The sequence below is a fragment of the Clavibacter sp. MX14-G9D genome (assembly GCF_032917815.1).
Taxonomy (GTDB): Bacteria; Actinomycetota; Actinomycetes; order Actinomycetales; family Microbacteriaceae; genus Clavibacter; species Clavibacter michiganensis_K.
The window spans coordinates 1-22,686 of record NZ_JAVCVL010000023.1 but is presented as its reverse complement, the minus strand read 5'-3'; the positions used below and the strand labels follow the sequence as shown (position 1 = coordinate 22,686).

Below are 22,686 nucleotides of genomic sequence, written 5' to 3'. Positions count from 1 at the left end.
GCGGCGCGCGCCGCGGCGTCGTAGCGGGGATCCGCGGTCAGCTGCCCCAGCACGCGCGCGGCCGAGGCGGCCGCGGTGAGCCCGGAGGGGTACGCGCCCTCGGACGGATCCGACGCGAGGTCGAGGCCGAAGCCGGCGAGCACCGGATCCGCGCCCGTCGGCACCCGGAACCCTGCGCTTCCGCCGCCGCCCGCGTCCGGTCCCGCGTCCGCGCCCTCCTCCGCCGCCGCCGCCGCGATCAGCGCGTCCACGAGGTCCCGCGCCCGCACGGCGTACGCCGGGTCTCCCGTCGCGAGGGCCAGGGCGAGCAACCCGTCCGCGAGCATGCCGTGGTCCTCGAGGGTCGCGACCGCGGGCGACACGCGCCCGTCGATGGACGCCCGCACGAGCGACCCGTCCTCCCGCACGTGCTGGTCGAGGAGCATGTCGGCGGCGGCGCGGGCGGCCTCGATCCACGCGGGGCGGCCGAACGCGCGGCCCGCCCGGGCGAGCGCGCCGATCGCGAGCCCGTTCCACCCGGTGAGCACCTTGCCGTCGACCGCGGGCGGCTCCTCGGCGGCGCGACCCGCGGCGTCGAGAGCGTAGTAGCCGCCCTCGACGCGGCGTCCGGCGACCGTGCTCTCCGAGTCCTGCGCGGACGCGAACCCGCCCGACGCGCGCCGCAGGGTCCCCGTGAGGAACGCGACGATCCCCGCCGCGACCTCCTCGTCGCCGGCGCGCGCGTACGCGTCGAGGAGGAGCGCGTTGTCGTAGAGCATCCGCTCGTAGTGCGGCTCCGACCAGTCGCGGCGCGTGGAGTAGCGGAAGAAGCCGCCCTCGACCGGATCGCGCAGGTCGGAGCGGGCCATCGCGTCGAGGGTGCGGCGGACGAGCGCGGCCGTCGCCTCGGCGCGGTCGTCCGCGAGCGCGCCGGAGGTCGCGAGCGTGTCGAGGAGCAGCACGACGGGGGCGACCGGGAACTTGGGCGCGGTCCCGAACCCGCCGTGCTCCGCGTCCTCGAAGCCCGCGAGCTCGGCGGCGACGCGGTCGAGGGCCGCCGCGTCCGGCAGGGGCGAGGCGGCGGATCCCCGCGCGGACGCCTCGCGGATCGCCGCGCTCAGCTGCCCGGCGCCCTGCTCCACCTGGTCGCGCCGCGTCGTCCACGCCTCGGCGACCGCGTCCAGCACCTGCCGGAACGACGGGTGGCCGGCGCGCGGCTCGGGCGGCGAGTACGTGCCCGCGTGGAAGGTGCGCCCCTCGGGCGTCGTGAACGCGTTGAGCGGCCAGCCCAGCTGGTCGGTGAAGGCGCCCGCGGCGGTGATGAGCGCGGCGTCGACCTCCGGGTGCTCCTCGCGGTCCACCTTGATCGCGACGAAGCCCGCGTTCAGCCGCTCCGCGAGCGCCGGGTCGGAGAACGTCTCGCGCGCCATGACGTGGCACCAGTGGCAGGTCGAGTAGCCGACGGAGACGAGCACGGGCACGTCGCGCCGGGCGGCCTCGGCGAACGCCTCGGGGCCCCAGGGACGCCAGTCGACCGGGTTGTCGGCGTGGCTCAGGAGGTACGGGCTGACGGCGTCGGCGAGGCGGTTGGTCATGCGTCCACGCTACGCGCGGGCCTCCGGGCGGCGGCTGGTCAGATCCAGTCGCGCTTCCGGAAGATGGCGAACAGCACGCCGCTCACGCCCAGCATGAGCAGGAGCGAGACCGGGTAGCCCCAGTCCCAGTGCAGCTCCGGCATGAGGTCGAAGTTCATGCCGTAGACGCTCGAGACGAGCGTGGGCGCGAAGAGGATGGCCGCCCAGCCGGAGATCTTGCGGGTCTCGACGCTCTGCCGGTTGCTCGACTCGGACAGCTCCCGCATCTCCTCGTTCTGGCGCTGCCCGACGAGCGTGCTGTTCACCGTGAGGATGTCGCGCAGCAGCACCCGGAACTCCTCGACGCGCTCGTTGACGACGATGACGTGGTCGGCGACGTCCCGGAGCGCCTGCTGCAGGTCCTCGCTCACGCGGTACTTGCCCGATCCCGCCTGGAGCTGCTGCAGCATCCCGGTGAGCGGGCGCACGGCCCGCTGGAAGTCGATGACCTCGCGCGACAGCTCGTAGATGCGGCGGGACACGGCCGGATCCCCGTCGAAGACCTGGTCCTCGATCTCGTCGATGTCGTTGGCGAGGCCCGTGACCACGGGCGCGTACCCGTCGACGACGGCGTCGAGGATCGCGTAGAGCACCGACTCGGGCCCGTCCGCCAGGAGCTCCGGCCGCTCCTGCATGCGCGTGCGCACGGCGGAGAGGTCGGGCGACTCGGCGTGCCGGACGGTGATGACGAAGTTCCGGCCGAGGAAGACGTGCAGCTCGCCGAACTCCACCTCCTCGCGGTCGTCCACGTAGCGCGCGGCGCGCAGCACCGTGAAGAGGGTGGAGCTGTAGCGCTCGGTCTTCGGGCGCTGGTGCGCCTGCACCGCGTCCTCGACGGCCAGCTCGTGCAGGTCGAACTCCTCGGCGAGCGCCTGCAACTCCTCGACGGTCGGGCGGTAGAGGCCGATCCACGCCATCGCCTCGGGACGCTCGTCGAGCTCGCGGAAGGTGTCGGCGAGCGTGGCGGGGCTCGCCACGCGGCACCCGTCCACGTAGACCCCGTTGTCGACGAGGCTCGGGCGGCGCGGGCCGTCCTCGGGCTCGCGGCGCTCGGGATCCCGCTCGGCCCGCGCCCGCGACGCACCGCCGCCCGCGAGGCCGCCGAGGGGCGCGACGCCTCGGAAGACCACGGACTTGAGGCGCGTGCGGATGCGGTGCGGGGACATGGGCCACACCGTACCGGGCGGAGGTGTCGCGTTCCCGGGGCTAGCGCGACGCCGCCACGGCGCCCGCGCCCTCCTCCGCGCCCACGAGCACGTCGGCCATGCCCTCCTCGCGCCACGCGCGCAGCAGGCGGTGGAACGCGACCGGACCGGGGCTGTAGGAGGCGCCGCCGATGGAGCGCGTGCCCTCGCCGTTGTAGTACCCGGGCGTGCAGGCCTCCTGGAACGCGCGGGGGTCGGCGGCCGTCTCCCGGATGGTGCGCACCCACGCGTCCTCCGCCTCCACGGAGGGCTCGATGCGGCGCGCGCCGACCTCGCGGCCCCGGGCGATCATCGCGGCGATGTGCTCCGCCTGCTCCAGCAGGACGTGCACGAAGTTGACCGAGTTGGCGTTCTGGATGCCGCTCAGGTGGAACAGGTTCGGGAAGCCGTGCGACGAGAGGCCGTGCAGCGTGCGCGGTCCCTGGGCCCAGGCCTCGAGGAGCGTGCGGCCGCCCCGCCCGACGACGGGCAGCGTGCCGGAGAGGACGCCCGAGATCCCCACCTCGAAGCCGGTCGCGAAGATGACGCAGTCGACCTCGTGGGCCGTGTCGCCGACCACGACCGCGGTCTCGGTCATGCGCGTGATGCCGCCCGTGTCGGCCGTGTCCACGAGCCGCACGTTCGGCCGGTTGAACGTGGGGAGGTACGTGTCGCTGAAGCCCGGGCGCTTGCACATGTAGCGGTACCAGGGCTTCAGCGCCGCGGCCGTCGCCGCGTCCTCCACGACCTCGTCGACCCGGGCCCGGATGCGGTCCATGGTGTCGAGGTCGGCGAGCTCGTCGCGCAGCTCGCGCTCCGCGGGCGTCACGCTCGTGTCGACGGCGCCGGAGAGGATCTGGCGCTGCAGCGCGACGGTCCTCGTCCAGCCGTCCTGCACGAGGCCCTTCGCCGTCGGCTCGCCGGCGAGCACGGCGAGGAAGTCGTCCATCCGCTCGCGCTGCCAGCCGGGGCGGAGCGACGCGACCCACGCGGGATCGGTCGGCCGGTTGTCCCGCACGTCGACCGTGGAGGGCGTGCGCTGGAAGACGATGAGCTCGCGCGCGTCCGCGCCGACATGCGGGATGACCTGCAGGCCCGTGGCGCCGGTGCCGACGACCGCGACGCGCTTGTCGGCGAGCCCGGTGAGCCCGCCGTCGGGGGTGCCGCCGGTGTAGCCGTAGTCCCAGCGGCTGGTGTGGAACGTGTGGCCGCGGAAGTCCTCCATCCCGGGGATCCCGGGCAGCTTCGGCTGGGTGAGGGTGCCCGAGGAGGTGACCACGAACCGGGCCCGGAAGCGGTCGCCGCGGTCGGTGTCGACGATCCACTCCTCGGCGCCCTCGTCCCAGGCGAGTCCGGTGGCCCGGGTCTGCAGGAGCGCGTCGCGGTACAGGTCGAAGCGCCGGGCGATCGCGATGGCGTGCTGCCGGATCTCCTCCCCGGGGGCGTACCGCTCGCGGGGCATCCCGCCGACCTCCTCGAGCAGGGGCAGGTACACGGAGGCCTCGATGTCGCAGCGGACGCCCGGGTACCGGTTCCAGTACCAGGTGCCGCCCACGTCGCCCGCCTCGTCCATGAGGCGCAGCGACTCCACGCCCGCCTCGCGCAGGCGCGCGGCGGTGAGCAGGCCGCCGAAGCCGGCGCCGATCACGAGCGCCTCGACCCGGTCGGTCACGGGCTCCCGCTCCGCGCGCGGCGTGTACGGGTCCTTCGCGTAGTAGCCGTACTCGCCCCGGGCGGCCCGGTACTGCGTCGCGCCGTCGGGGCGGATGCGGCGGTCGCGCTCGTGGCGGTACCGAGCGCGCGCGGCCTCGAGGCGCCGTGCGTCGGCGGCGGGGATGGCGGCGGGGATGGTGTCGGACATGGCGTCTCGCTCTCGTCGGGCGGGCCGGCGCGGGACGGCGACCCGGGTGGGACGACGGCGGCGGACCGCGGGCGCCGACACGACTGCGGATCGGTTCACGTGCTGGGTCAGAAGGTTAGCCCGGAGCTAAGCATCTGCGCTGGGGATCGGCTGGGACCTACGGTGGGGGCCATGGATCCCCGCGCCGACGCCCTCGCCGGCATCGAGGCCCTGACTATCTCCATCACGGTCCGCTCCATCCCCCGCGTGCTCGCGCCGCTGCTCACCACCGACCTGACCATCCCGCAGCTGAAGTCCCTCACCGTGATCGTGACGACCGAGGAGGGCGCGACCGGCGCGTCCCTCGCCCAGTCCTTCGGGGTGTCGATGGCGTCGACCTCGAGGCTCGTCGACCGCCTGGCGGCGTCGGGCCTGGTGACCCGCGCGCCGGATCCGGTCGATCAGCGGGTGCGCCGGATCCACGCCACCGACCTCGGCCGCGCGGTCGTCCGCGAGCTCATGGCCGCCCGCCCCGAGCTCGGCGAGGACGTGCTCGCGCGCCTGACGCTCGCGGAGCTGCAGGCGCTGCGCACCGGCCTCGGCGCCATCGCCCGCGAGCTGCGCGGCGACCACCGCGCCCCCTGACCGGACGCGAGCGTCCGCCCCTAGGACACCGCGTCCGGGTGGCTGCCGACGCGTCCGGCCGCCTCGAGGGCGGTGATCCCGTCCATCTCGTCGTCCGTGAGCGCGAAGTCGAAGACGTCGGCGTTCTCCACGAGCCGCGCGCGGCGCGTGGTCTTGGGGAACACGATCGTGCCCCGCTGCACGTGCCAGCGCAGCACGACCTGCGCGTCCGTCCGCCCGTGCGCACGGGCGGCGTCCCGCACGACGGGCGCGTCGGCGACGGCCCCGCGCGCCAGCGGGCTCCACGCCTGCACCGCGATGCCGTGCTCCGCGAGGTAGCCCGTCGTCGCGCGCTGCTGGTGCCGCGGGTGCAGCTCGATCTGGTCGACGGCCGGCAGCGGGAGGCCCGCCGCGGCGAGCGCCTCGAGGTGCGGCACGAGGAAGTTGGACACGCCGATGGAGCGGGTCAGCCCCGCGTCGCGCGCGGCGGCGAGCGCCTCCCAGGTCTCCACGTAGAGGCCGCGCTCGGCGGCCGGCCAGTGGATGAGGTGGAGGTCCACCGCCGCGAGGCCCAGCCGGTCGAGGCTCCGGCGGATCGCGTCGCGTGCGCGCTCGCGCCCGTGGTCGTCGTTCCAGACCTTGGTGGTCACGAACAGCTCGTCGCGGGGGATCCCGGAGGCGCGGATCGCCCGCCCGACACCCTCCTCGTTGCCGTACATCGCGGCCGTGTCGATGTGCCGGTACCCGACCTCGAGCGCCTCCGACACGACCCGCTCGGCGTCGTCCGCCGGGACCTTGTAGGTGCCCACGCCGAACTGCGGGATGGGGACGCCGTCGCCTATCGGCACCGACGGGATCGGCGTGCGGAGGACGGCGGCGCCCGGAGCGCCGTGCCCGTCGCTCACGCGCCGAACCGGTCGACGAGCGCCCGCTTGAGGACCTTCCCGCTCGGCCCGAGCGGCAGCGCCTCGACCACCTCGACCCGCCGCGGGTACTTGTACGACGCGATGCGCTCCCGCACGTAGGCGACGACCTCCTCGGCGTCCACCGCGACGTCCGCCTGCGCCACGACCGCGGCGACGATCTCCTGACCGTGCTCCGCGTGGGGCACCCCGAACACCGCGCACTGCGCCACGGCGGGATGGCGGGCGAGGACCTCCTCGACCTCGCGCGGGTACACGTTGTAGCCGTTGCGCAGGATCATGTCCTTCGTCCGGTCGACGACGCGGATGTACCCGTCGTCGTCGATGGTCCCGAGGTCGCCCGTGCGGAACCACCCGTCCACGACCGCGCGCGCCGTGTCCTCCGGGCGGTTCAGGTAGCCGTTCATGAGGTTGTGGCCGCGGATGACGATCTCGCCCAGGGTGCCGCGCTCGAGGAGCTCCACGCGGTCCTCGTGCTCGGGGTCGGCGATCTCGACCTGCACGCCCCAGATCGGCTTCCCGACCGTGCCCGGCCGCGCGGCCACGCCCACGTGGTTGAACGACGCGACGGGCGAGGTCTCCGTGAGGCCGTAGCCCTCGTGGATCTCGGCCTGGAACTGCTCGCGGAACGCGTCGATGACGGCGACGGGGATGGCGGCGCCGCCCGAGATGGCGTACCGGAGCGACGGTCGGGCGGGGTTCCGGCCGGCGGCGGCGAGGAGCGCGAAGTACATCGTCGGGACGCCCATGAACACCTGCGTGTCGTGCTCGACCATGAGCGCGAGCGCGGTGTCGCCGTCGAAGCGCGGCACCATCACGATGGTGGCGCCCGTGCGGAACGACGCGTTCATGGTGCAGGTCTGCCCGAACGTGTGGAACAGGGGCAGGCAGCCGAGGATCCGGTCCCCCGTGCGGAGGTCGAACGTGTCGAGCAGCAGCACGTCGACCTGCATGACGAGCGCCAGGTGGCAGCCCTCGGCGCCCTTCGGCTGGCCCGTGGTGCCCGAGGTGTAGAGGATCGTCGCGGTGTCGGACGGACGGCGCGGCACGTAGGTGCGGATGGGCGTCGCGGCCTGCGCGAGCTCCTCGAGCCGGTCGGGTCCGCCCTCGGTCGACGCCGGCACGAGCACGCTGATGACGGGCACCCCGGCGAGCGCCGCGCCCTTCCCGCCCTGCTCGAGCAGGGGTCCGGCGCACACGAGGAGGGCGGATCCGGAGTCGCGCAGCACGTAGGCGATCTCCTCCGCCTTCAGCAGCGCGTGCACGGGCACCACCACGCCGCCGAGCGCGAGCACCGCGTAGTAGACCCGCGGGAAGTCGGCCACGTTCGGGATGAGCATGGCCACGCGCGTGCCCTCCCCCACGCCCCGCTCGGCGAGCGCCCCGGCGTAGGCGCGCGTCTCGTCCCACAGCTCGCGGTAGGTGGTCGACACGTCGCCGACGACGACGGCGACCCGGTCGGCGTGCCGTTCGGCGGACTCGGCGAGGATCGCGGCGACGGACACGGAGGCGAACCCGGTGTCCGCGTCACCGCGGTCGTGCTCGGGGAGGAGGGGCGTGTCGGAGGTCATGGCGGATCCCGTCGGTCGTCGTCGACTCGGGCGGCACAGCCCCCCGCGCGCCGAGCGGATCGGCGCCTTCCCCCGACGATAGCCACCGCGACCGGCCCGCCGGGGTCCCGACGGCCCGCGGATAGGATGGGACCAGCATGGAATTCAGCATCGCGTACCCGCCGGAGCTCCCCGTCAGCCGGATGCGGGACGAGATCGCCGAGGCGATCCGCGACAACCAGGTGGTCATCGTCGCGGGCGCCACGGGCTCCGGCAAGACCACCCAGCTGCCGAAGATCTGCCTCGAGCTCGGCCGGGAGAGCATCGGCCACACGCAGCCCCGGCGCCTGGCCGCGCGCACCATCTCGGAGCGCATCGCGGAGGAGCTCGGCGGCGAGGTCGGCCAGCTCGTGGGCTACCAGGTGCGCTTCACCGACAAGGTCTCCGCCGACACCCGGATCAAGCTCATGACGGACGGCATCCTCCTCAACGAGCTGCAGCGCGACCGGCTGCTCCGGAAGTACGACACGATCATCATCGACGAGGCGCACGAGCGCAGCCTCAACATCGACTTCCTGCTCGGCTACCTCAAGCAGCTGCTCCCCCGCCGTCCGGACCTCAAGCTCATCATCACGTCGGCGACCATCGACCCGCAGAGCTTCTCGCGGCACTTCGGCGACGCGCCGATCGTCGAGGTCTCGGGGCGCACGTACCCGGTGGAGATCCGCTACCGACCGCTGGTCGCGGAGGCGGCGGTCGCGGGCGAGGACGACGACCTCGCCGACGCGCCGATGGAGCGCCCGGCCGACGACCGCGACTACCTGGAGGGCATCAACGCGGCACTCGACGAGCTCGCCGGCGAGTCCTCCGGCGACGTGCTCGTGTTCCTCAGCGGGGAGAACGAGATCCGCGACGCCGAGGACGCGATCCGCAGCCGGAACCTGCCGCACACCGAGGTGCTGCCGCTCTACGGGCGGCTCTCCTCCGCCGACCAGCACCGCGTCTTCCAGCCGTCGACGCAGGCGGGCGTGCGCCGCCGCATCGTGCTCGCGACCAACGTCGCCGAGACGAGCCTCACCGTGCCCGGCATCAAGTACGTGATCGACGCCGGCACCGCGCGCATCTCCCGCTACAGCGTGCGGTCGAAGGTGCAGCGCCTGCCCATCGAGGCCGTGTCGCAGGCGTCCGCGAACCAGCGCTCGGGCCGCTCGGGCCGCACGAGCGACGGCATCGCGATCCGCCTCTACTCGGAGGAGGACTTCCTCCGCCGGCCCGAGTTCACCGAGCCCGAGATCCTCCGCACGAACCTCGCGGCGGTGATCCTGCAGATGGTGTCGCTCGGCCTCGGCGACATCGCCGCGTTCCCGTTCCTCCAGCCGCCGGACTCGCGCGGCATCAAGGACGGCGTCGACCTCCTCACGGAGCTGGGCGCGGTCGTCCGCTCCCCCGACGGCACCCCCGCGCTCACGAAGGTGGGCCGCGACCTGTCACGCCTGCCCATCGACCCGCGGTTCGCGCGCATGGTCGTCGAGTCGCGCAAGCACGGCGTCAGCCGCGAGGTCATGATCATCGTGGCCGGCCTCACCATCCAGGACGTCCGCGAGCGGCCGCTGGAGAAGCGCCCGCAGGCCGACCAGCAGCACGCGCGGTTCGTCGACCCGACCAGCGACTTCATCACGCTCCTCAACCTCTGGAACCACCTCGAGGCCAAGGAGGACGAGCTCTCCTCGAGCGCGTTCCGGCGCATGTGCAAGGCCGAGTTCCTCAACTACGTGCGGGTCCGCGAGTGGAAGGACGTGTTCCGGCAGCTCCGCCAGCTCGCCCGGCCCCTCGACCTCGCCATGAACGAGCCGAAGGCGGATCCCGACGGGATCCACAAGTCCCTCCTCGCGGGCCTCCTCTCCCACATCGGGCTGAAGGACGCGCAGAAGAAGGACTACGTGGGCGCCCGGCAGTCGCGGTTCGTCGTGTTCCCCGGATCCGCGCTCGCCAAGAAGCAGCCCGACGCGATCATGAGCGCCGAGCTCGTGGAGACCAGCCGCCTGTTCGCGCGCACCAACGCCGCCATCGACCCGGCGTGGGCCGAGCCCATCGCGGCCGGCCTCGTGAAGCGCACGCACTCCGAGCCGCACTGGGAGAAGAAGCAGGGCGCGACCGTCGCCTGGGAGCGCGTGACGCTCTACGGCGTGCCGATCGTCCTCAAGCGCCGCGTGCAGTTCTCCCGCATCGACCCGGCGTACGCGCGGGAGCTCTTCATCCGGCACGCGCTCGTCGAGGGCGACTGGGAGTCGCAGCAGGCGTTCGACCGCGCCAACCGGAGGCTCCGCGAGGAGCTCGCCGAGGTGGAGGAGCGCACCCGCCGCCGCGACATCCTCAACGACGACGAGGCCGTCTTCGAGTTCTACGACAAGCGGATCCCCCGCGACGTCGCCTCCACGCGCGCCTTCGAGGGCTGGTGGAGGAAGCAGCGCCAGGAGACGCCCGACCTCCTCACCATGACCGCCGAGGAGCTCCTCGCCGAGGACGCGGTGGACGTCGACGAGGCCGCGTTCCCGCCCACCTGGCAGCAGGGCGACCAGCGCCTGTCCCTCGCCTACCGCTTCGAGCCGGGCGCGCCCGACGACGGCGTGACCGTGCAGGTCCCGCTCGCGCTCCTCGCGCGCCTGAGCCCCGCCGGCTTCGACTGGCAGGTCCCGGGCATGCGGCGGGATCTCGTCACCGCCATGATCAAGGCCCTCCCGAAGGCGCTGCGCAAGAACGTCGTGCCCGCCGCCGACTGGGCCGACCGGCTCCTCGAGGGGCTGCCGGAGCCCGATCCGCAGCACCCGGTCGCCTTCACCACCACCATCGCGTCCCTCATCATGCGGAAGGCGCACGTCCGCGTCGCCGACGACGACTTCGACCTCGACCGCATCCCCGCGCACCTCCGCATGGCCTTCCGCGTGGTCGACGAGCGCGGCCGCGAGGTGGCCGCGGGCCGTGACCTCACCGAGCTGCAGGCGCGCCTGTCCAGCCGCGCCCGCGACAGCGTGGCCCGCGCGACCGCGCGACCCGTCGAGCGGGTGGCGGGCGCGAAGGGTCCCGCGCGCGGCATGGAGCGCACCGGCCTCACCACCTGGGACCTCGACGAGCTGCCGCGCTTCGTCGACACGGCGCAGGGCGGCACGGGCGACAGCCGGCACGTCATCCGCGCCTACCCCGCGCTCGTCGACGAGGGCGCCACCGTCGCGATCCGCCTCATGGCCACCGCGGAGGACCAGGCCCGCGCCATGCCGGGCGGCGTGCGGCGCCTCCTCGTCCTCGCCATCGCGAACCCCAGCGCCTACGTGAAGCAGCACCTCACGAGCCAGGAGAAGCTGATGCTCGCGACGAGCCCGTACGCGAACGTGCAGGCGCTCTTCGACGACTGCCTGCTGGCCTGCATCGACCAGGTGCTCGAGCGCGTCGCGCCCGGCGGCGCGATCTACTCCAAGGAGCTGTTCGAGACGGCCCGCGACCGCGTCTCCGGGGTCGTCATGGACTCGATGTTCGACACGGTGGCGCTCGTGAACCGGATCCTCACGGGGTACCGGGACGCCGAGCGCGCCATCAAGCAGGCGACGAGCATGCAGCTCATCGGCGCGCTCACCGACGCGCGCGAGCAGCTCGCGGGCCTCGTGCACCCGGGCTTCGTCTCGGCGACCGGGCTCGCCCGGCTGCAGCGCCTGCCCGCCTACCTGTCGGGTCTCACGCACCGCGTCCAGCGCCTCCCCGACCAGCCCGCCCGCGACCGCGCGTGGATGACCGAGGTGCAGAAGGCCACCGACCTCTACCGCGAGGCCGGCGGCGTCATCCCGGCGGCGCCGCACGCGCCCGAGTCGCTCGTGCACGCCCGGTGGATGCTGGAGGAGCTGCGCCTCAGCCTCTTCGCGCAGCACCTGCCGACGGCGGAGCCGGTGTCGCTGCAGCGGATCCGCAAGGTGCTCGCGAGCTGACCCGCCGGTCCGCATTTCCTCGGACGCGTAGGATCGATCCATCCCGCACGACCGGACGCACCGGCCGCGTGCGCGATGCGCGGATCGGGGGATCCGCGGGTGACGGCACAGGGGGACCGCGTGGACACCGACCTCCGGGAGCAGCAGCGGCTCGAGTCGCTGGAGTCCCTGCACGTCTTCGGCACCGCGCCGGAGACCCGGTTCGACCGCATCACGGTCATGATCGCCGAGTTCTACCGCGTGCCGATGGCCGCGGTCGGCGTCATCGGCGCGCAGTCCATCTGGATGAAGTCGAGCGTCGGCCTGCCCTCCGCGCGCTGGGCCCGCCACGGCACCTTCACGGACGCGGCGCTCGCGGCCGAGGGCGGCATGCTGGTCGTGGAGGACGCCCTGCGCGATGCGCGGCTCGCCGACTCCCCCAGCGTCACCGGCCCGCTCGGGGTCCGCTTCTACGCCGCGCAGCACCTGCGCGCGCCCGACGGCAACGTGATCGGGGTGTTCCTCATCGCCGACACCGCACCGCGGGAGTTCGGCGCCGTCGACCGCGCCCGCCTCGCGCTCATCGGCGACTTCTTCTCCGAGGAGCTCGCCCGGGAGACCGACAGCCAGCGGGCGGTGGAGGTGGCGCGCGCGCTCTCCCCGGTGGCGGCGCCGCATCTCGAGGGCTACCAGGTCGCCGGCACGAGCATCCCCGCGCAGGTCGTCGGCGGCGACGTGCACGACTGGTTCCTCGAGGGTGGCGACCTGCGGCTCACGCTGGCCGACGTGATGGGCAAGGGCGTGGGCGCGGCGATCCTCGCGGCGGGCGTCCGCGCCACCGTGCGGCTCGCCTCGCGCACGCACGGCGTCCGCAGCACCATGGTGCGCACCGCCGCGGCGCTCGTGGACGACCTCTCGACGGCGGGCTCCTTCTCGACGATGTTCCACGCGCGGCTCGCCCTCGCGACCGGGGTCCTCACCTACGTCGACGCCGGGCACGGGCTCTCGCTCGTGATCCGCGCGGACGGCGGCATGCAGCGCCTCCGCGGGCGGCACCTCCCCCTCGGCCTCGAGGCGGAGGACGCCTGGCAGGAGGAGACCGTGCGGCTGGACCCGGGCGACTCCCTCGTCGTCTTCAGCGACGGCCTCCTCGACTTCTTCGACGACGAGGAGGGCGCGTACACCTACCTCACGGGCCTCATGGTGCGGCACGGCGACGCGCAGCGCTTCGTGGACGCCCTCGTGAAGCTCACGCCGTCGGGCCAGCCCGACGACTGCACCGTGATCGCGGTGCGGCGCTCCGCCTGATCAGCGGCCGCCGTCCGGCTCCGGGCCGGTCGCCGCGGGCAGCTCGGGGCGGTTCGACCAGGCCGACCAGGATCCGGGGTAGAGCGCCGCGTCGATCCCCGCGATGCGGAGCGCCGCGACCTCGAGGGCCGCGCTGACGCCGGACCCGCAGTAGACGGCGACCTCCTCGGCGTCCCCCGCGCCGAGCCGCGCGTACCGCGCCCGCAGCTCCTCCGCCGACCGGAACGCGCCATCCTCCGTGAGGGCGTCCGAGGACGGCGCGCTGCGGGCACCCGGGATGTGGCCGGGACGCGGGTCCCACGGCTCGACCTCGCCCCGGTACCGCTCCCCCGCGCGGGCGTCGAGGAGGACGCCGTGCGCCGCGACGCGGGCGGCGCCGGCCTCGTCGACGACGGCGAGCAGCCCGCTCGAGAGCGTCACGTCGCCGGGCGCGGGCAGCACCGGTCCGGTCTCGAGCGGCAGGCCGGCGGCGGTCCAGGCGGGCAGCGCACCGTCGAGGATCCGCACGTCCGCGATGCCCGCGTCGCGCAGCACCCACCAGGCCCGCGCCGCCGCGAGTCCGCCGCCGCCGTCGTACGCGACGACGACGTCGCCCGTCCGGATGCCCCAGCGCCGGGCCGCCTCCTGCAGGTCCGCGGTGCCCGGCAGCGGGTGGCGCCCCTCCTCGGGCGCTCCGTGCCGGGACAGCTCGGCGTCGAGGTCGACGTAGACCGCGCCCGGGATGTGCCCGGCCTCGTGCAGCGGCGCGCCGGGAGGGCCGCCGAGCGACCAGCGCACGTCGAGCACCCGGACGTCGTCGCGGGTGCGGAGGGCGTGGTCCAGCTCGGCGGGCGTGATGAGGATGTCCATCCGCCCATGCTCGCAGGCCGCGCTCCCCGTGCCACGGCCGCACCGCCGCCCGCCGCCCGCGGCCGTCAGCGGAGGCGGGGCCGGTAGACGAGGTCGAGCGTGCCGCCGTCCAGCACGCGGCTCTCCCTCAGCTCGAGCTGGAGGTCCTCGACGCCGCGGAGGATCGGACTGGTGCCCGTGCGCCCCGAGACCACGGGGAAGACCGTGAGGTGCAGCCGGTCCACGAGGCCGGCCGCGAGGAGCGCCCGGTTGAGCGAGAGGCTGCCCGGCGACCGGAGGGGCAGCTCGGACTCCTCCTTGAGGCGCCGGACGATCTCGACCCCGTCGCCCGCGACGATGGTGGCGTCGGCCCACGCGAGCGTGTCGCGGAGGGTGGAGGAGATCACCGTCGTGGGCATGCGCATCGACAGGACGTTCCACTCGTCGAGCTCGCCGCGGCCTGGGCGGCGGCGAGGAGCCGCGCGTTCTCGCGGAACGTGGTGGCGCCGAAGACGAGGCGCTACTCGACCGCGTGGACGTCGATCCGTCGGGCCAGCAGCTCGGGACCCTGCCTCCCCCAGTACGCGCCCCAGTCGGCGCCGGGGGCGTACGACCCGAAGCCGTCCACGGTGGAGAAGACGTCCCAGGTGCACTCGGCGGTCATCGCGCTCCTCCCGGCAGGGCCGTCCGGGAGCCCTCCCCCAGCATGCGCGCGCGGCCGTCCCGACGCCAGCCCCTCCCGCCCGCCCGCGGCGGCTCCGAGGGGTGCTCCCCCGCTAGGCCAGCGGCTTCTCGAAGCAGATCGAGTTCGTGACCGGCAGGTACGGCGGGTACACGTCGATCGGCAGCCAGCCGGCCGTCTCGTAGAGCCGCACGGCGTCGGGCTGCCGGTCGCCCGTCTGCAGGATCAGCCGCCGCGCGCCGCGCTCCCGGGCGACGCGCTCGAGCTCCGCCATGAGGACGCGCGCCAGGCCCGTGCCGCGGTGCGCCGGATCCACGACGACCTTCTTCAGCTCCAGCTCGCCGCCGAGCCGCCGGATCACGCCGTGGGCCGCCGCCTCCCGGTCGTCGCCCTCGAGCACGAGCAGCACGACCGCCTCGACGTCCGCGGGGTCGAGCGCGAACGCGACGGCGGCCTTCGCCGGCCAGTCCGGGTCGTCCGCGTGCCGGCCCTCGTAGCGGACGTCCATCTCGTCCTCCATGGCGCGGCGGATGCGGGCGCCGCGCGCGTCGTCCCACCCCACGACCCGGGTGACGTAGGCGCGTCCGTCGCGGGCGACGTGTCGGCTCGCTGTGTCGTGCGGCTGGTCCATGGGCCCTCTCGATGGTGCGGTCGTGCGCTGGTGCGTGGTGCGGTCGTGCGTGGTGCGGTCGCACGGTCATGCGTATCCCCGTGGTGCCGTCGTGCGGCCCCGCCGTCCGGCGGGCGGCACGACGCCGCCCGCGCCGGCATCCGGGTGGATGCGCGGCGCGGGCGGCGGCGGGTCGTGCGGTGCTGCGGCGACGCAGCGGCGGTCGGCCCTACTTGGCGCCGACGGTAGCCGACGCGTTCGACTCGTACGACGTGTTGGTCGACTCGAAGAAGTTGACGAGCTGCAGCGTGTCGTTCGCCGTCGCCATCCACTTCGCCGGGTTGGAGACCTTGTACTCGGCCTCGAAGCCGAGCTCCTCCAGGCGGCGGTCGGCCAGGTACTTCACGTACTGGTTGATGTAGTTCGCGTTGAGGCCGAGGATGCCGTTGGGCAGGAGGTCGCGGTTGTACTGCTCCTCCATCTCGACGGCGTCGAGGATCATCTGCTTGATCTCGGCGGCGAACTCCTCCGTCTGCAGGTCGGGGTTCTCCTCGAGCACCGTGAGGATGAGGTTGATCCCGAACTTGAGGTGCAGCGACTCGTCGCGGACGATCCAGTCCATGAGCGAGCCGAAGTTGCGCAGCAGGTTCCGCTGGCGGAACGACAGCGACACCATGAAGCCCGAGTAGAACCAGATGCCCTCGAGGATGACGTTGTACGCGACGAGGTTCCGGACGAAGTCCTTCTTGCCCTCGGTGGTGGTGATGTCGAGGGTCTGCTCGGTCATGCGCTTGATGAACTTGACCTCGAACTCCTCCTTGCGCGCCATCGACGGGATGTCGACGTGGGAGTTGTAGGCGGCCTCGCGGTCGATCGGGAACGTCTCGAGGACGTACTCGAACGACATGCAGTGGTTCGCCTCCTCCCACATCTGCTTCGCCAGGTAGAGGTGGCACTCCGGCGCGTTGATGTACGGGTACACGCCGAACGCGAGCGCCTTGTTGACGAGGAGCTCGTTCGGGTTGAAGTAGCTCATGAGGAACGTGATCGCGTGGCGCTCCTCGTCCGTCATCTTCTTGAAGTCCGCGATGTCCTCACCGAGCTGGATCTCGTTGGGGAACCACGTGTTCGCGACGGCCTGGTCGTACAGGTCCATGGCCCACTGGTAGTTGACGGGCTTGAGGAGGAGGCCCTCCTGGATTCCCGTGCCGAGGATCTTCGACATGTGCTTCTTCTCTCCGGGTGACGTGCATGGTGGTGCGGGTGGGAGCGGCCGAGTGCGCCGCGACGATGCTGCTAGGGGGTCCCGCCTACTGGCAGGAGTCGCACTGGAGCTCGTCCATGGGGTCCATGGGGACGACGTAGTCGCCGAACGTGTCGTCGTTCATCAGCGTGCACCTCCCACTCCGCCGAAGCCGAAGCCCTTGCGGGGCGCGGGAGCGGCCTGCGGGGCCGGGGCCTCCGCGGTCGCGGTGGATGCGGGGGCCGACGCGGGGGCGCCGCCGCCGAAGCCGCCGAAGCCCTTGCGCTTGGTGCCGTCGGCGTCCTGCGACTTGTCGACCTTCACGGTGGACTGCTCGGCCGTGTGACGCGGCTTCATGTGCAGGTAGTACGTGGTCTTGACCCCGCGCTCCCAGCCGGCGAAGTAGATGTCCATCATGTCGCCGAGGTCGCGCGTCTCGAGGTACATGTTGCGGCTGATGGCCTGGTCGATCCACTTCTGCGCGCGGGCCGCGACCTCGAGGAACGCGTACGGCGAGAGCTGGAAGCTCGTGCGGTACGTGGCCTTGACCGAGTCCGGGATGGCCGCGATGCCCTGGATGTCGCCCTGGCTGCGGAGGATGCTCTCGCGCACCGTCTCCCAGAGGCCGAGCTCCTGGAGGTCCTTCACCAGGTTCCGGTTGACCTCGAGGAACTTGCCCGAGGACGTGGAGCGGCTGAAGATCTGCGAGAACTGCGGGTCGAGGCCGGGCGTGGTGCCGGCGACGAGGCCGATGGACGCGGTGGGCGCGATCGCCATGAGCGTCGCGTTGCGCATGCCGCCCTTGACCTTCGCGCGCAGCGCGTCCCAGTCGAGGCGCGTGGTGCGGTTGACCTTCACGGGGACGCCGCGGTCGGCCTCCATGAGCGCGATCGAGTCGAGCGGCACGAGGCCCTCCGACCAGCGGGAGCCCTGGAAGTTCGGGTAGGCGCCGCGCACCTGCGCGAGGTCGGCCGACTCGTCGATGGCCGCGTAGGACACGTGCTCCATGATCTCGTCGATGAGGTCGTACGACTCCTCCGACTCGTACGAGAAGCCGAGCTTCTCGACGATGTCGGTGAAGCCCATGACGCCGAGGCCCACCGCGCGGTTCTGCTGGTTGGAGAAGTCCGCCTCCTTCACGCTGGAGCGCGTGATGTCGATGAGGTTGTCGAGCTGGCGCACCGCGAGGCGCGCGCTCTGCTCGATCTTGGCGAAGTCGACCTTGCCGTCCTTCAGGTGCTGCGACAGGTTGATCGACGCCAGGTTGCAGACGGAGACGTTGTCCTCGTCCTGCGGCAGCGTGATCTCGGTGCAGAGGTTCGAGAGGTGGATGGTGCCCGTGTTGTTGTTCAGGGCGCGGTTGTTGATCGTGTCCTTCCAGGTCAGCCACGGGTGGCTGGTGGTCTGGAGCGAGATGAGGATCGACTTGAACTGCTCGCGCGCCTTGATGCGCTTGAACATGCGGATGCGCCCGGCCTCGGCCTCGCCGACGTAGAACGCGTAGCGCTCCGAGAAGGCCTTGCCGTAGAGCTCGTTGAGGTCGGAGACCTCCAGCGGGTCGAAGAGGAACCAGTCCTCGTCGTTCTGCACGCGCTTCATGAACTCGTCGCTGATCCACACGGCCGTGTTGGCGGTGCGGGTGCGGCGGTACGGGTCGCCCGAGTTCTGGCGGAGGTCGAGGAACTCGGGGAAGTCGAGGTGCCAGTTCTCCATGTAGAAGCACAGGGCGCCGAACTTCTTGCCGCCGCGGCTGACGGCGCGGAGCACCGAGTCGATGGTGTGCATGAACGGGATCGGGCCCGTGGAGGTGGTGTTGTTCGAGCGGATGGGCGAGCCCTGCGCACGGAGCTTGGAGACGGAGAGGCCGATGCCGCCCGTGCCCTTGGTGAGCCACATGACGTCGCGCGTGGTCTTCGCGATGTGCTCGATGTCGTCCTGCATCTCCATGACGAAGCAGTTCGCGAGCTGCGGGTAGATGGTGCCCGCGTTGACGAGGGTGGAGCCGGCCGCGAGGTACTCGAGCTTCGACATCTTCTCGTAGAAGGCGATGGCGGTGGAGGTCGGGTCCTGCTCGTTGAGCGTGAGGCCCATCGCGATGCGCATCCAGAAGTACTGGGGCACCTCGAGGGCATCGCCGTTGCGGCCCTTGATGCCGTAGCGGTTGTTCAGCGTCACGACGCCGATGTACTTCAGGAGCTCGTCGTGCGCCGGCTCGAGGGCCTGGGCGAGGCGCTCCAGGTCGAACAGCTGCACGAGGCGGGAGTCGAGGAGCATCTCGTCGACGCCGCGCTGGATGTTGCGGGCGAAGTGCTCCGCGTGGAGGCGCTTGAGCTCCTCGGGCGAGGAGTAGTCGCCGAGCACGCGCTTGTAGATGGTCTTGAGGAGCAGGCGGGCGGCGACGGTGTCGAACGCCGGGTCGTCCTTCACGTTCTGGAGCGCGACCTGGATGACGGCCTCATCCAGCTGCTGCGTGGTGATCCCGTCGAAGAGGGTGATCTCCAGCTCCGACGCGATCTGCGTGACCCAGCCGATGTTCTCGTCGAGGCCCTGCGTGGCGTCCTCGATGGCCAGGTTGATGCGGTTCGCGTCGTACGGCTCCCGCGTGCCGTCGCGCTTCACTACGGTGATGGACACTTCGCTCCTTGTCGTCTTCGTCGTCCGCCCGGGTGGGCGCGGACGGTCCTCCGGTCGATGGGGACGCGGTGCGGGTGGTGCCCGCCGCGCCCCGTGCTGCAGCAGCACTGGTCCTCACCAGGGGAAATGCTCGGCCAGCCCGCGTCCCCCGCTCCGTGGAGTGGGGATGAACCGGGGCCGTCGCCGTCCCCATCACTATATATGCGGGCACCCGGCCATGCCCAACCCCATATGTAGTGGGCGTGTCGTCCACAGGTGTGGACAACTCCGCGGACTTATGCACATGTTCCACAGGCTACGGAGACCTCCTGACATCGCCTCCCGCCGGCTCCCGGGCTACGGGCGGACCCCGCACGGCCGGTAGGATCTGACCCTCGTGAGCACGTACGGAAGCCTCCTCAAGACCCGCGGCGTGGGCCGGATCATCACCGCCCAGCTGGTCGCGCGCTTCCCGGGCGGCATGCTCTCGCTGGCCTTCCTCATGCACGTCGAGCGGATCCACGAGTCGTACGGCGCCGCCGGCCTCGTGCTCGCCGCGACGAGCATCGGCCAGGCCGTCGCCGGCCCGCTCACGAGCCGGTGGATGGGCGTGTGGGGCATGCGCCCCGTCCTCATCCTCACCTCCGCGGTGTGCACGGTCGCCGTCGTCGCCGTGGCGCTCGGCGACGCGGGCACCTCCGTCCCCGCCTTCATGGGGCTCGGCCTCCTCGCGGGGCTCGCGAACCCGCCCGTGCAGCCGGCCGTCCGCACCATCTACCCCAAGATGGTCAACTCCAAGCAGCTCACGCCCCTCTTCTCCCTCGACGCGTCGGCGCAGGAGATCATCTGGGTGCTCGGCCCCGTCATCGCCACGTTCCTCGCCATCCAGGTCGACACGAGCGCCGGCATCCTCGTCGCGGCCGCGTTCCTCGTCGGCGGCGGCGCGTGGTTCATCTCCTCCCCCGAGCTCGGCCGCGTCCGCATCCCGCGCAGCAAGCGCCGCTTCGGCGTGGTCCTCGGCCGCCCGCCCGTGCTCCTCAGCACCGTGGTCGGCTTCCTGCTCATCGCCGCCTGCGCCGCCATCGAGGCCGGCGTCGTGGCGGTGTACGGCCACGGCGGCCCGGAGGCCGGCTTCGTCCTCGCGATCTTCGCGGTCGGCTCGCTCATCGGCGGCCTCGCGCTCGGCCACATCCCCATCAGCCCGTGGGCCATGGCCCGCCGCATGACCATCATCCTGGTCGGCACGGCGCTGGCCGCGGTGTGGATGCAGTTCGCGTGGCTCTCCGTCTTCCTCTTCCTGGCGGGCGTCGGCATCGCGCCCGCGCTGGCGGTGCTGTTCGCCGTCGTCTCCTCGTCGGTCCGCTTCAGCGACACGGCCGAGGCCTACGGCTGGGTCGGCACCGGGCAGCTCATCGGCGCGGCGCTCGGCTCGGCCGCCGCCGGCTTCGTCATCGACGCGCAGGGCGCGCAGGGCGCCTTCGTCGTGGCGGCGGCGCTGCTCGCGGTGGGCGCGGCCATCGCCGCCGTCTTCCACCGGCACAGCCCGGACCTCCGCGGCCGCGACGCCGGCCCCATCCCGGACACGGAGCCCGTCCCCGTCATGACGTGACCGGCGGGGCCGCCCGCGGACCCGCATCGGCCGCCCGGCCGCCACGACGCCCCGCCCACCGCCGACGACGGCGCCCGGGGAGCGCGCCCCCGTGTTCCCGCCCCCGCGGAAGCCGACGCCGTCCGGCTGGATAGTGTGAGGGCATGACCTCTCCGATCCGCCCGCTTCCCACGCGCCGCCTCCGCGCCGGCATCGCCGGGCTGGGGCTCGTCCTCGGCCTCACGCTCGCCGGGTGCAGCTCCCCTGCCGCCGACGACTCCGCGACCCCCACCCCGTCCGCGTCCGCCTCCGCCGAGGCCGCGAGCCCCACGCCCGAGGCGACCACCGAGGGCGACGCCGGCTCCGGCGACGCCGCCGCCACCGGATCGCGCGAGGCGATCGCCGCCAAGACCCGCGACATCGCGTGCGGCCTCAAGGACAAGTCCACCCTCGAGGAGTCGGACGTGCAGGCGTTCCGCGACCTCGGCACCGAGATCTCCGCCTCCACCGAGAGCGGCGCGGCGGCCGCCGGCCAGCAGATCACCGCCCTCGCCGACCAGATCGCGCCCGGCGTCGGCCAGCCCATCAGCGACGAGCTGAAGACGCAGATGTCGAGCGCCTGCGACTCGCTCCAGTAGCGGATCCGCACGCGGGACGGCCCCGGTCAGCATCGCTGACCGGGGCCGTCGTCCGTCCGGGGGCGGCTACCAGCGCGGGTGCACGGCCGCGCGGAAGGAGCGGTCGTAGATGTCGGCCACCTGCCGCTCGAACACCTCGCCCAGCGCGGGAGCGTCGCCGGCCCGCGCGTTCGCCTGCGCCTGCTCCGCGTTCCGGGCACCGGGGATCACGGTGGACACGCCGTCGCGCTGCACGATCCACGCGAGCGCGACCTGCGCGGGCGTGAGATCGGGAGCGGCCTCGTGCGCAGCGGCCGCGAACTCGCGGGCGGCGGCCACGCCCTTCTCGTAGTCGACGCCCGAGAAGGTCTCGCCCACGTCGAATGCCTCGCCCGACCGGTTGTAGTTCCGGTGGTCGGTCTCGGCGAACGTCGTGTCCGCCGTGTAGCGGCCGCTGAGCAGGCCCGACGCGAGGGGCACGCGCGCGATGATGCCGACGCCGGCCTCCCGCGCGGCCGGCAGCACGCGGTCCAGCGGCTTCAGCCGGAACGCGTTGAGGATGATCTGCACGCTCGCGACGCCGGGGCGCGCGATGGCGAGGAGCGCCTCGTCCGTCGTCTCCACGCTCACGCCGTAGGAGGCGATGGCCCCGTCGGCGACGAGCTCGTCGAGGGCGTCGTAGACCCGGTCGCTGGAGAACACGGGCGTCGGCGGGCAGTGCAGCTGCACGAGGTCGAGCGTGTCGACGCCGAGGTTCCGGCGCGAGCGGTCGGTCCACTCGCGGAAGCGGTCGAGCGTGAAGTTCGCGGGGTCCTGCGCGTCGCGGCGGCCCATCTTGGTGGCGACGGTCACGCCGGCGTCCGGGTGGGCGCGGAGCCACGAGCCGATGATGGTCTCGCTCCGCCCGTCGCCGTAGACGTCGGCGGTGTCGAAGAAGGTGATGCCCGCGTCGGCCGCCGCGTCGAGCACGGCGAGCGCGTCGTCCTCGGCGACGTCACCCCAGTCCCCGCCGAGCTGCCATGTCCCGAGTCCGATGACCGAGACGTTCCGATGGGTCCTGCCGAGGCTTCTCTGCTCCATGCGTCGAGCCTACGCGGGCGGGGCGGGCCGGCCCCGGGTCCGGGCGTCCCGGTGTCCGCCCGGTGCGCGTCAGGCGGGTCGGCGCCGGAGCGCGTGGACGGCCAGCGCCGCGATGACGGCCATGGGACCGCCCGCCACGACGCCCGGCGCCAGGGTCACGAGCAGGGGCACGGCATCGAGGAGCCACGCCGGCCCGAGCGGATCCCCGAAGCTGGAGTACGGCATGGAGCTCGCGATCGAGGCCCCGAGCGCGCGGAGGCCGAGGCCCGCCGCCGGGAAGGCGACCGCGAGGATCCAGAGCGCGGGCGCCAGCCAGCCGGCCACGAGCGGCCGGGACGGAGGGACGGGCACGGGGTCCCCCGTCGCTGCGGCGCCCGGCGTCGACGCATCGCGGCGTGCCGCGTCGGCCGCGGGCGAGGGGTCGGCGGCG

17 protein-coding genes and 1 pseudogene are annotated in these 22,686 nt (G+C 73.0%); 5 read left to right on the top strand and 13 right to left on the bottom strand.

The window, feature by feature from the left end; all coding sequences use genetic code 11:
- The 3 genes from Q6969_RS04100 to Q6969_RS04090 form a co-directional block, all read right to left on the bottom strand.
- Positions 1-1,574 (bottom strand): DUF255 domain-containing protein (locus Q6969_RS04100; protein ID WP_317229307.1); only part of this gene is annotated, 1,574 nt, incomplete at its 3' end.
- A gap of 38 nt (positions 1,575-1,612) precedes the next feature.
- Entirely contained in the window at positions 1,613-2,779 is a 1,167-nt protein-coding gene (locus tag Q6969_RS04095; RefSeq protein WP_396335509.1) for a magnesium and cobalt transport protein CorA, read from the bottom strand.
- A 40-nt stretch (positions 2,780-2,819) separates the two neighbouring features.
- Entirely contained in the window at positions 2,820-4,658 is a 1,839-nt protein-coding gene (locus Q6969_RS04090; RefSeq protein ID WP_317229305.1) for an NAD(P)/FAD-dependent oxidoreductase, read from the bottom strand.
- Between the two features lie 171 nt (positions 4,659-4,829).
- Between Q6969_RS04090 and Q6969_RS04085 the strand changes: the two genes are divergently transcribed.
- Positions 4,830-5,282: a MarR family transcriptional regulator gene (locus Q6969_RS04085; RefSeq protein WP_317229304.1), complete on the top strand. Its 453-nt coding sequence runs from the start codon at positions 4,830-4,832 to the stop codon at positions 5,280-5,282.
- A 20-nt stretch (positions 5,283-5,302) separates the two neighbouring features.
- Here the strand turns inward: Q6969_RS04085 and Q6969_RS04080 are convergent, their stop codons facing one another.
- Together Q6969_RS04080 and Q6969_RS04075 are read right to left on the bottom strand one after the other, a co-directional pair.
- Positions 5,303-6,166, bottom strand: a complete 864-nt coding sequence (locus Q6969_RS04080) for an aldo/keto reductase (protein WP_317229303.1) — start codon at positions 6,164-6,166, stop codon at positions 5,303-5,305.
- Positions 6,163-7,755: a long-chain fatty acid--CoA ligase gene (locus Q6969_RS04075; RefSeq protein WP_317229302.1), complete on the bottom strand. Its 1,593-nt coding sequence runs from the start codon at positions 7,753-7,755 to the stop codon at positions 6,163-6,165. The genes Q6969_RS04080 and Q6969_RS04075 overlap by 4 nt, the downstream gene beginning before the upstream one ends.
- 137 nt (positions 7,756-7,892) lie before the next feature.
- On the opposite strand from Q6969_RS04075, the gene hrpA reads away from it, so the two are divergent.
- A complete protein-coding gene (hrpA, locus tag Q6969_RS04070) occupies positions 7,893-11,708 on the top strand; it encodes an ATP-dependent RNA helicase HrpA (protein ID WP_317229301.1) in 3,816 nt (1,271 codons plus the stop codon).
- A gap of 120 nt (positions 11,709-11,828) precedes the next feature.
- Positions 11,829-12,995, top strand: coding sequence for a GAF domain-containing SpoIIE family protein phosphatase (locus tag Q6969_RS04065; protein WP_317229300.1), 1,167 nt, complete (start codon positions 11,829-11,831; stop codon positions 12,993-12,995).
- On the opposite strand, the gene Q6969_RS04060 is transcribed toward Q6969_RS04065, so the two are convergent.
- The 6 genes from Q6969_RS04060 to Q6969_RS04035 form a co-directional block, all read right to left on the bottom strand.
- A complete protein-coding gene (locus tag Q6969_RS04060; RefSeq protein WP_317229299.1) occupies positions 12,996-13,844 on the bottom strand; it encodes a sulfurtransferase in 849 nt (282 codons plus the stop codon). It abuts the gene before it with no gap.
- A 65-nt stretch (positions 13,845-13,909) separates the two neighbouring features.
- Positions 13,910-14,242: a dihydrofolate reductase family protein gene (locus Q6969_RS04055; protein ID WP_317229298.1), complete on the bottom strand. Its 333-nt coding sequence runs from the start codon at positions 14,240-14,242 to the stop codon at positions 13,910-13,912.
- Positions 14,243-14,343: 101 nt separating this feature from the next.
- Positions 14,344-14,487, bottom strand: a complete 144-nt coding sequence (locus Q6969_RS04050; protein WP_317229297.1) for a hypothetical protein — start codon at positions 14,485-14,487, stop codon at positions 14,344-14,346.
- A gap of 112 nt (positions 14,488-14,599) precedes the next feature.
- The gene (locus tag Q6969_RS04045; RefSeq protein WP_317229296.1) at positions 14,600-15,136 is read right to left on the bottom strand and encodes a GNAT family N-acetyltransferase; all 537 of its coding nucleotides are present in this window, start codon (positions 15,134-15,136) and stop codon (positions 14,600-14,602) included.
- Positions 15,137-15,344: 208 nt separating this feature from the next.
- Positions 15,345-16,340, bottom strand: coding sequence for a ribonucleotide-diphosphate reductase subunit beta (locus Q6969_RS04040; RefSeq protein WP_012039117.1), 996 nt, complete (start codon positions 16,338-16,340; stop codon positions 15,345-15,347).
- Between the two features lie 162 nt (positions 16,341-16,502).
- On the bottom strand, positions 16,503-18,992 hold the full coding sequence (locus Q6969_RS04035; RefSeq protein ID WP_317229295.1) for a ribonucleoside-diphosphate reductase subunit alpha: 2,490 nt from the start codon (positions 18,990-18,992) through the stop codon (positions 16,503-16,505).
- A 376-nt stretch (positions 18,993-19,368) separates the two neighbouring features.
- On the opposite strand from Q6969_RS04035, the gene Q6969_RS04030 reads away from it, so the two are divergent.
- Positions 19,369-20,580, top strand: a complete 1,212-nt coding sequence (locus Q6969_RS04030; protein WP_094116476.1) for an MFS transporter — start codon at positions 19,369-19,371, stop codon at positions 20,578-20,580.
- Positions 20,581-20,723: 143 nt separating this feature from the next.
- Positions 20,724-21,197, top strand: a complete 474-nt coding sequence (locus Q6969_RS04025) for a hypothetical protein (protein WP_317229294.1) — start codon at positions 20,724-20,726, stop codon at positions 21,195-21,197.
- Between the two features lie 66 nt (positions 21,198-21,263).
- Here the strand turns inward: Q6969_RS04025 and Q6969_RS04020 are convergent, their stop codons facing one another.
- Positions 21,264-22,256 carry an aldo/keto reductase gene (locus tag Q6969_RS04020; RefSeq protein WP_317229293.1) on the bottom strand — a complete coding sequence of 331 codons (993 nt, stop codon included), beginning with the start codon at positions 22,254-22,256 and terminating at the stop codon, positions 21,264-21,266.
- A gap of 69 nt (positions 22,257-22,325) precedes the next feature.
- Positions 22,326-22,686: pseudogene (locus tag Q6969_RS04015) on the bottom strand (hypothetical protein); the annotation flags it as partial.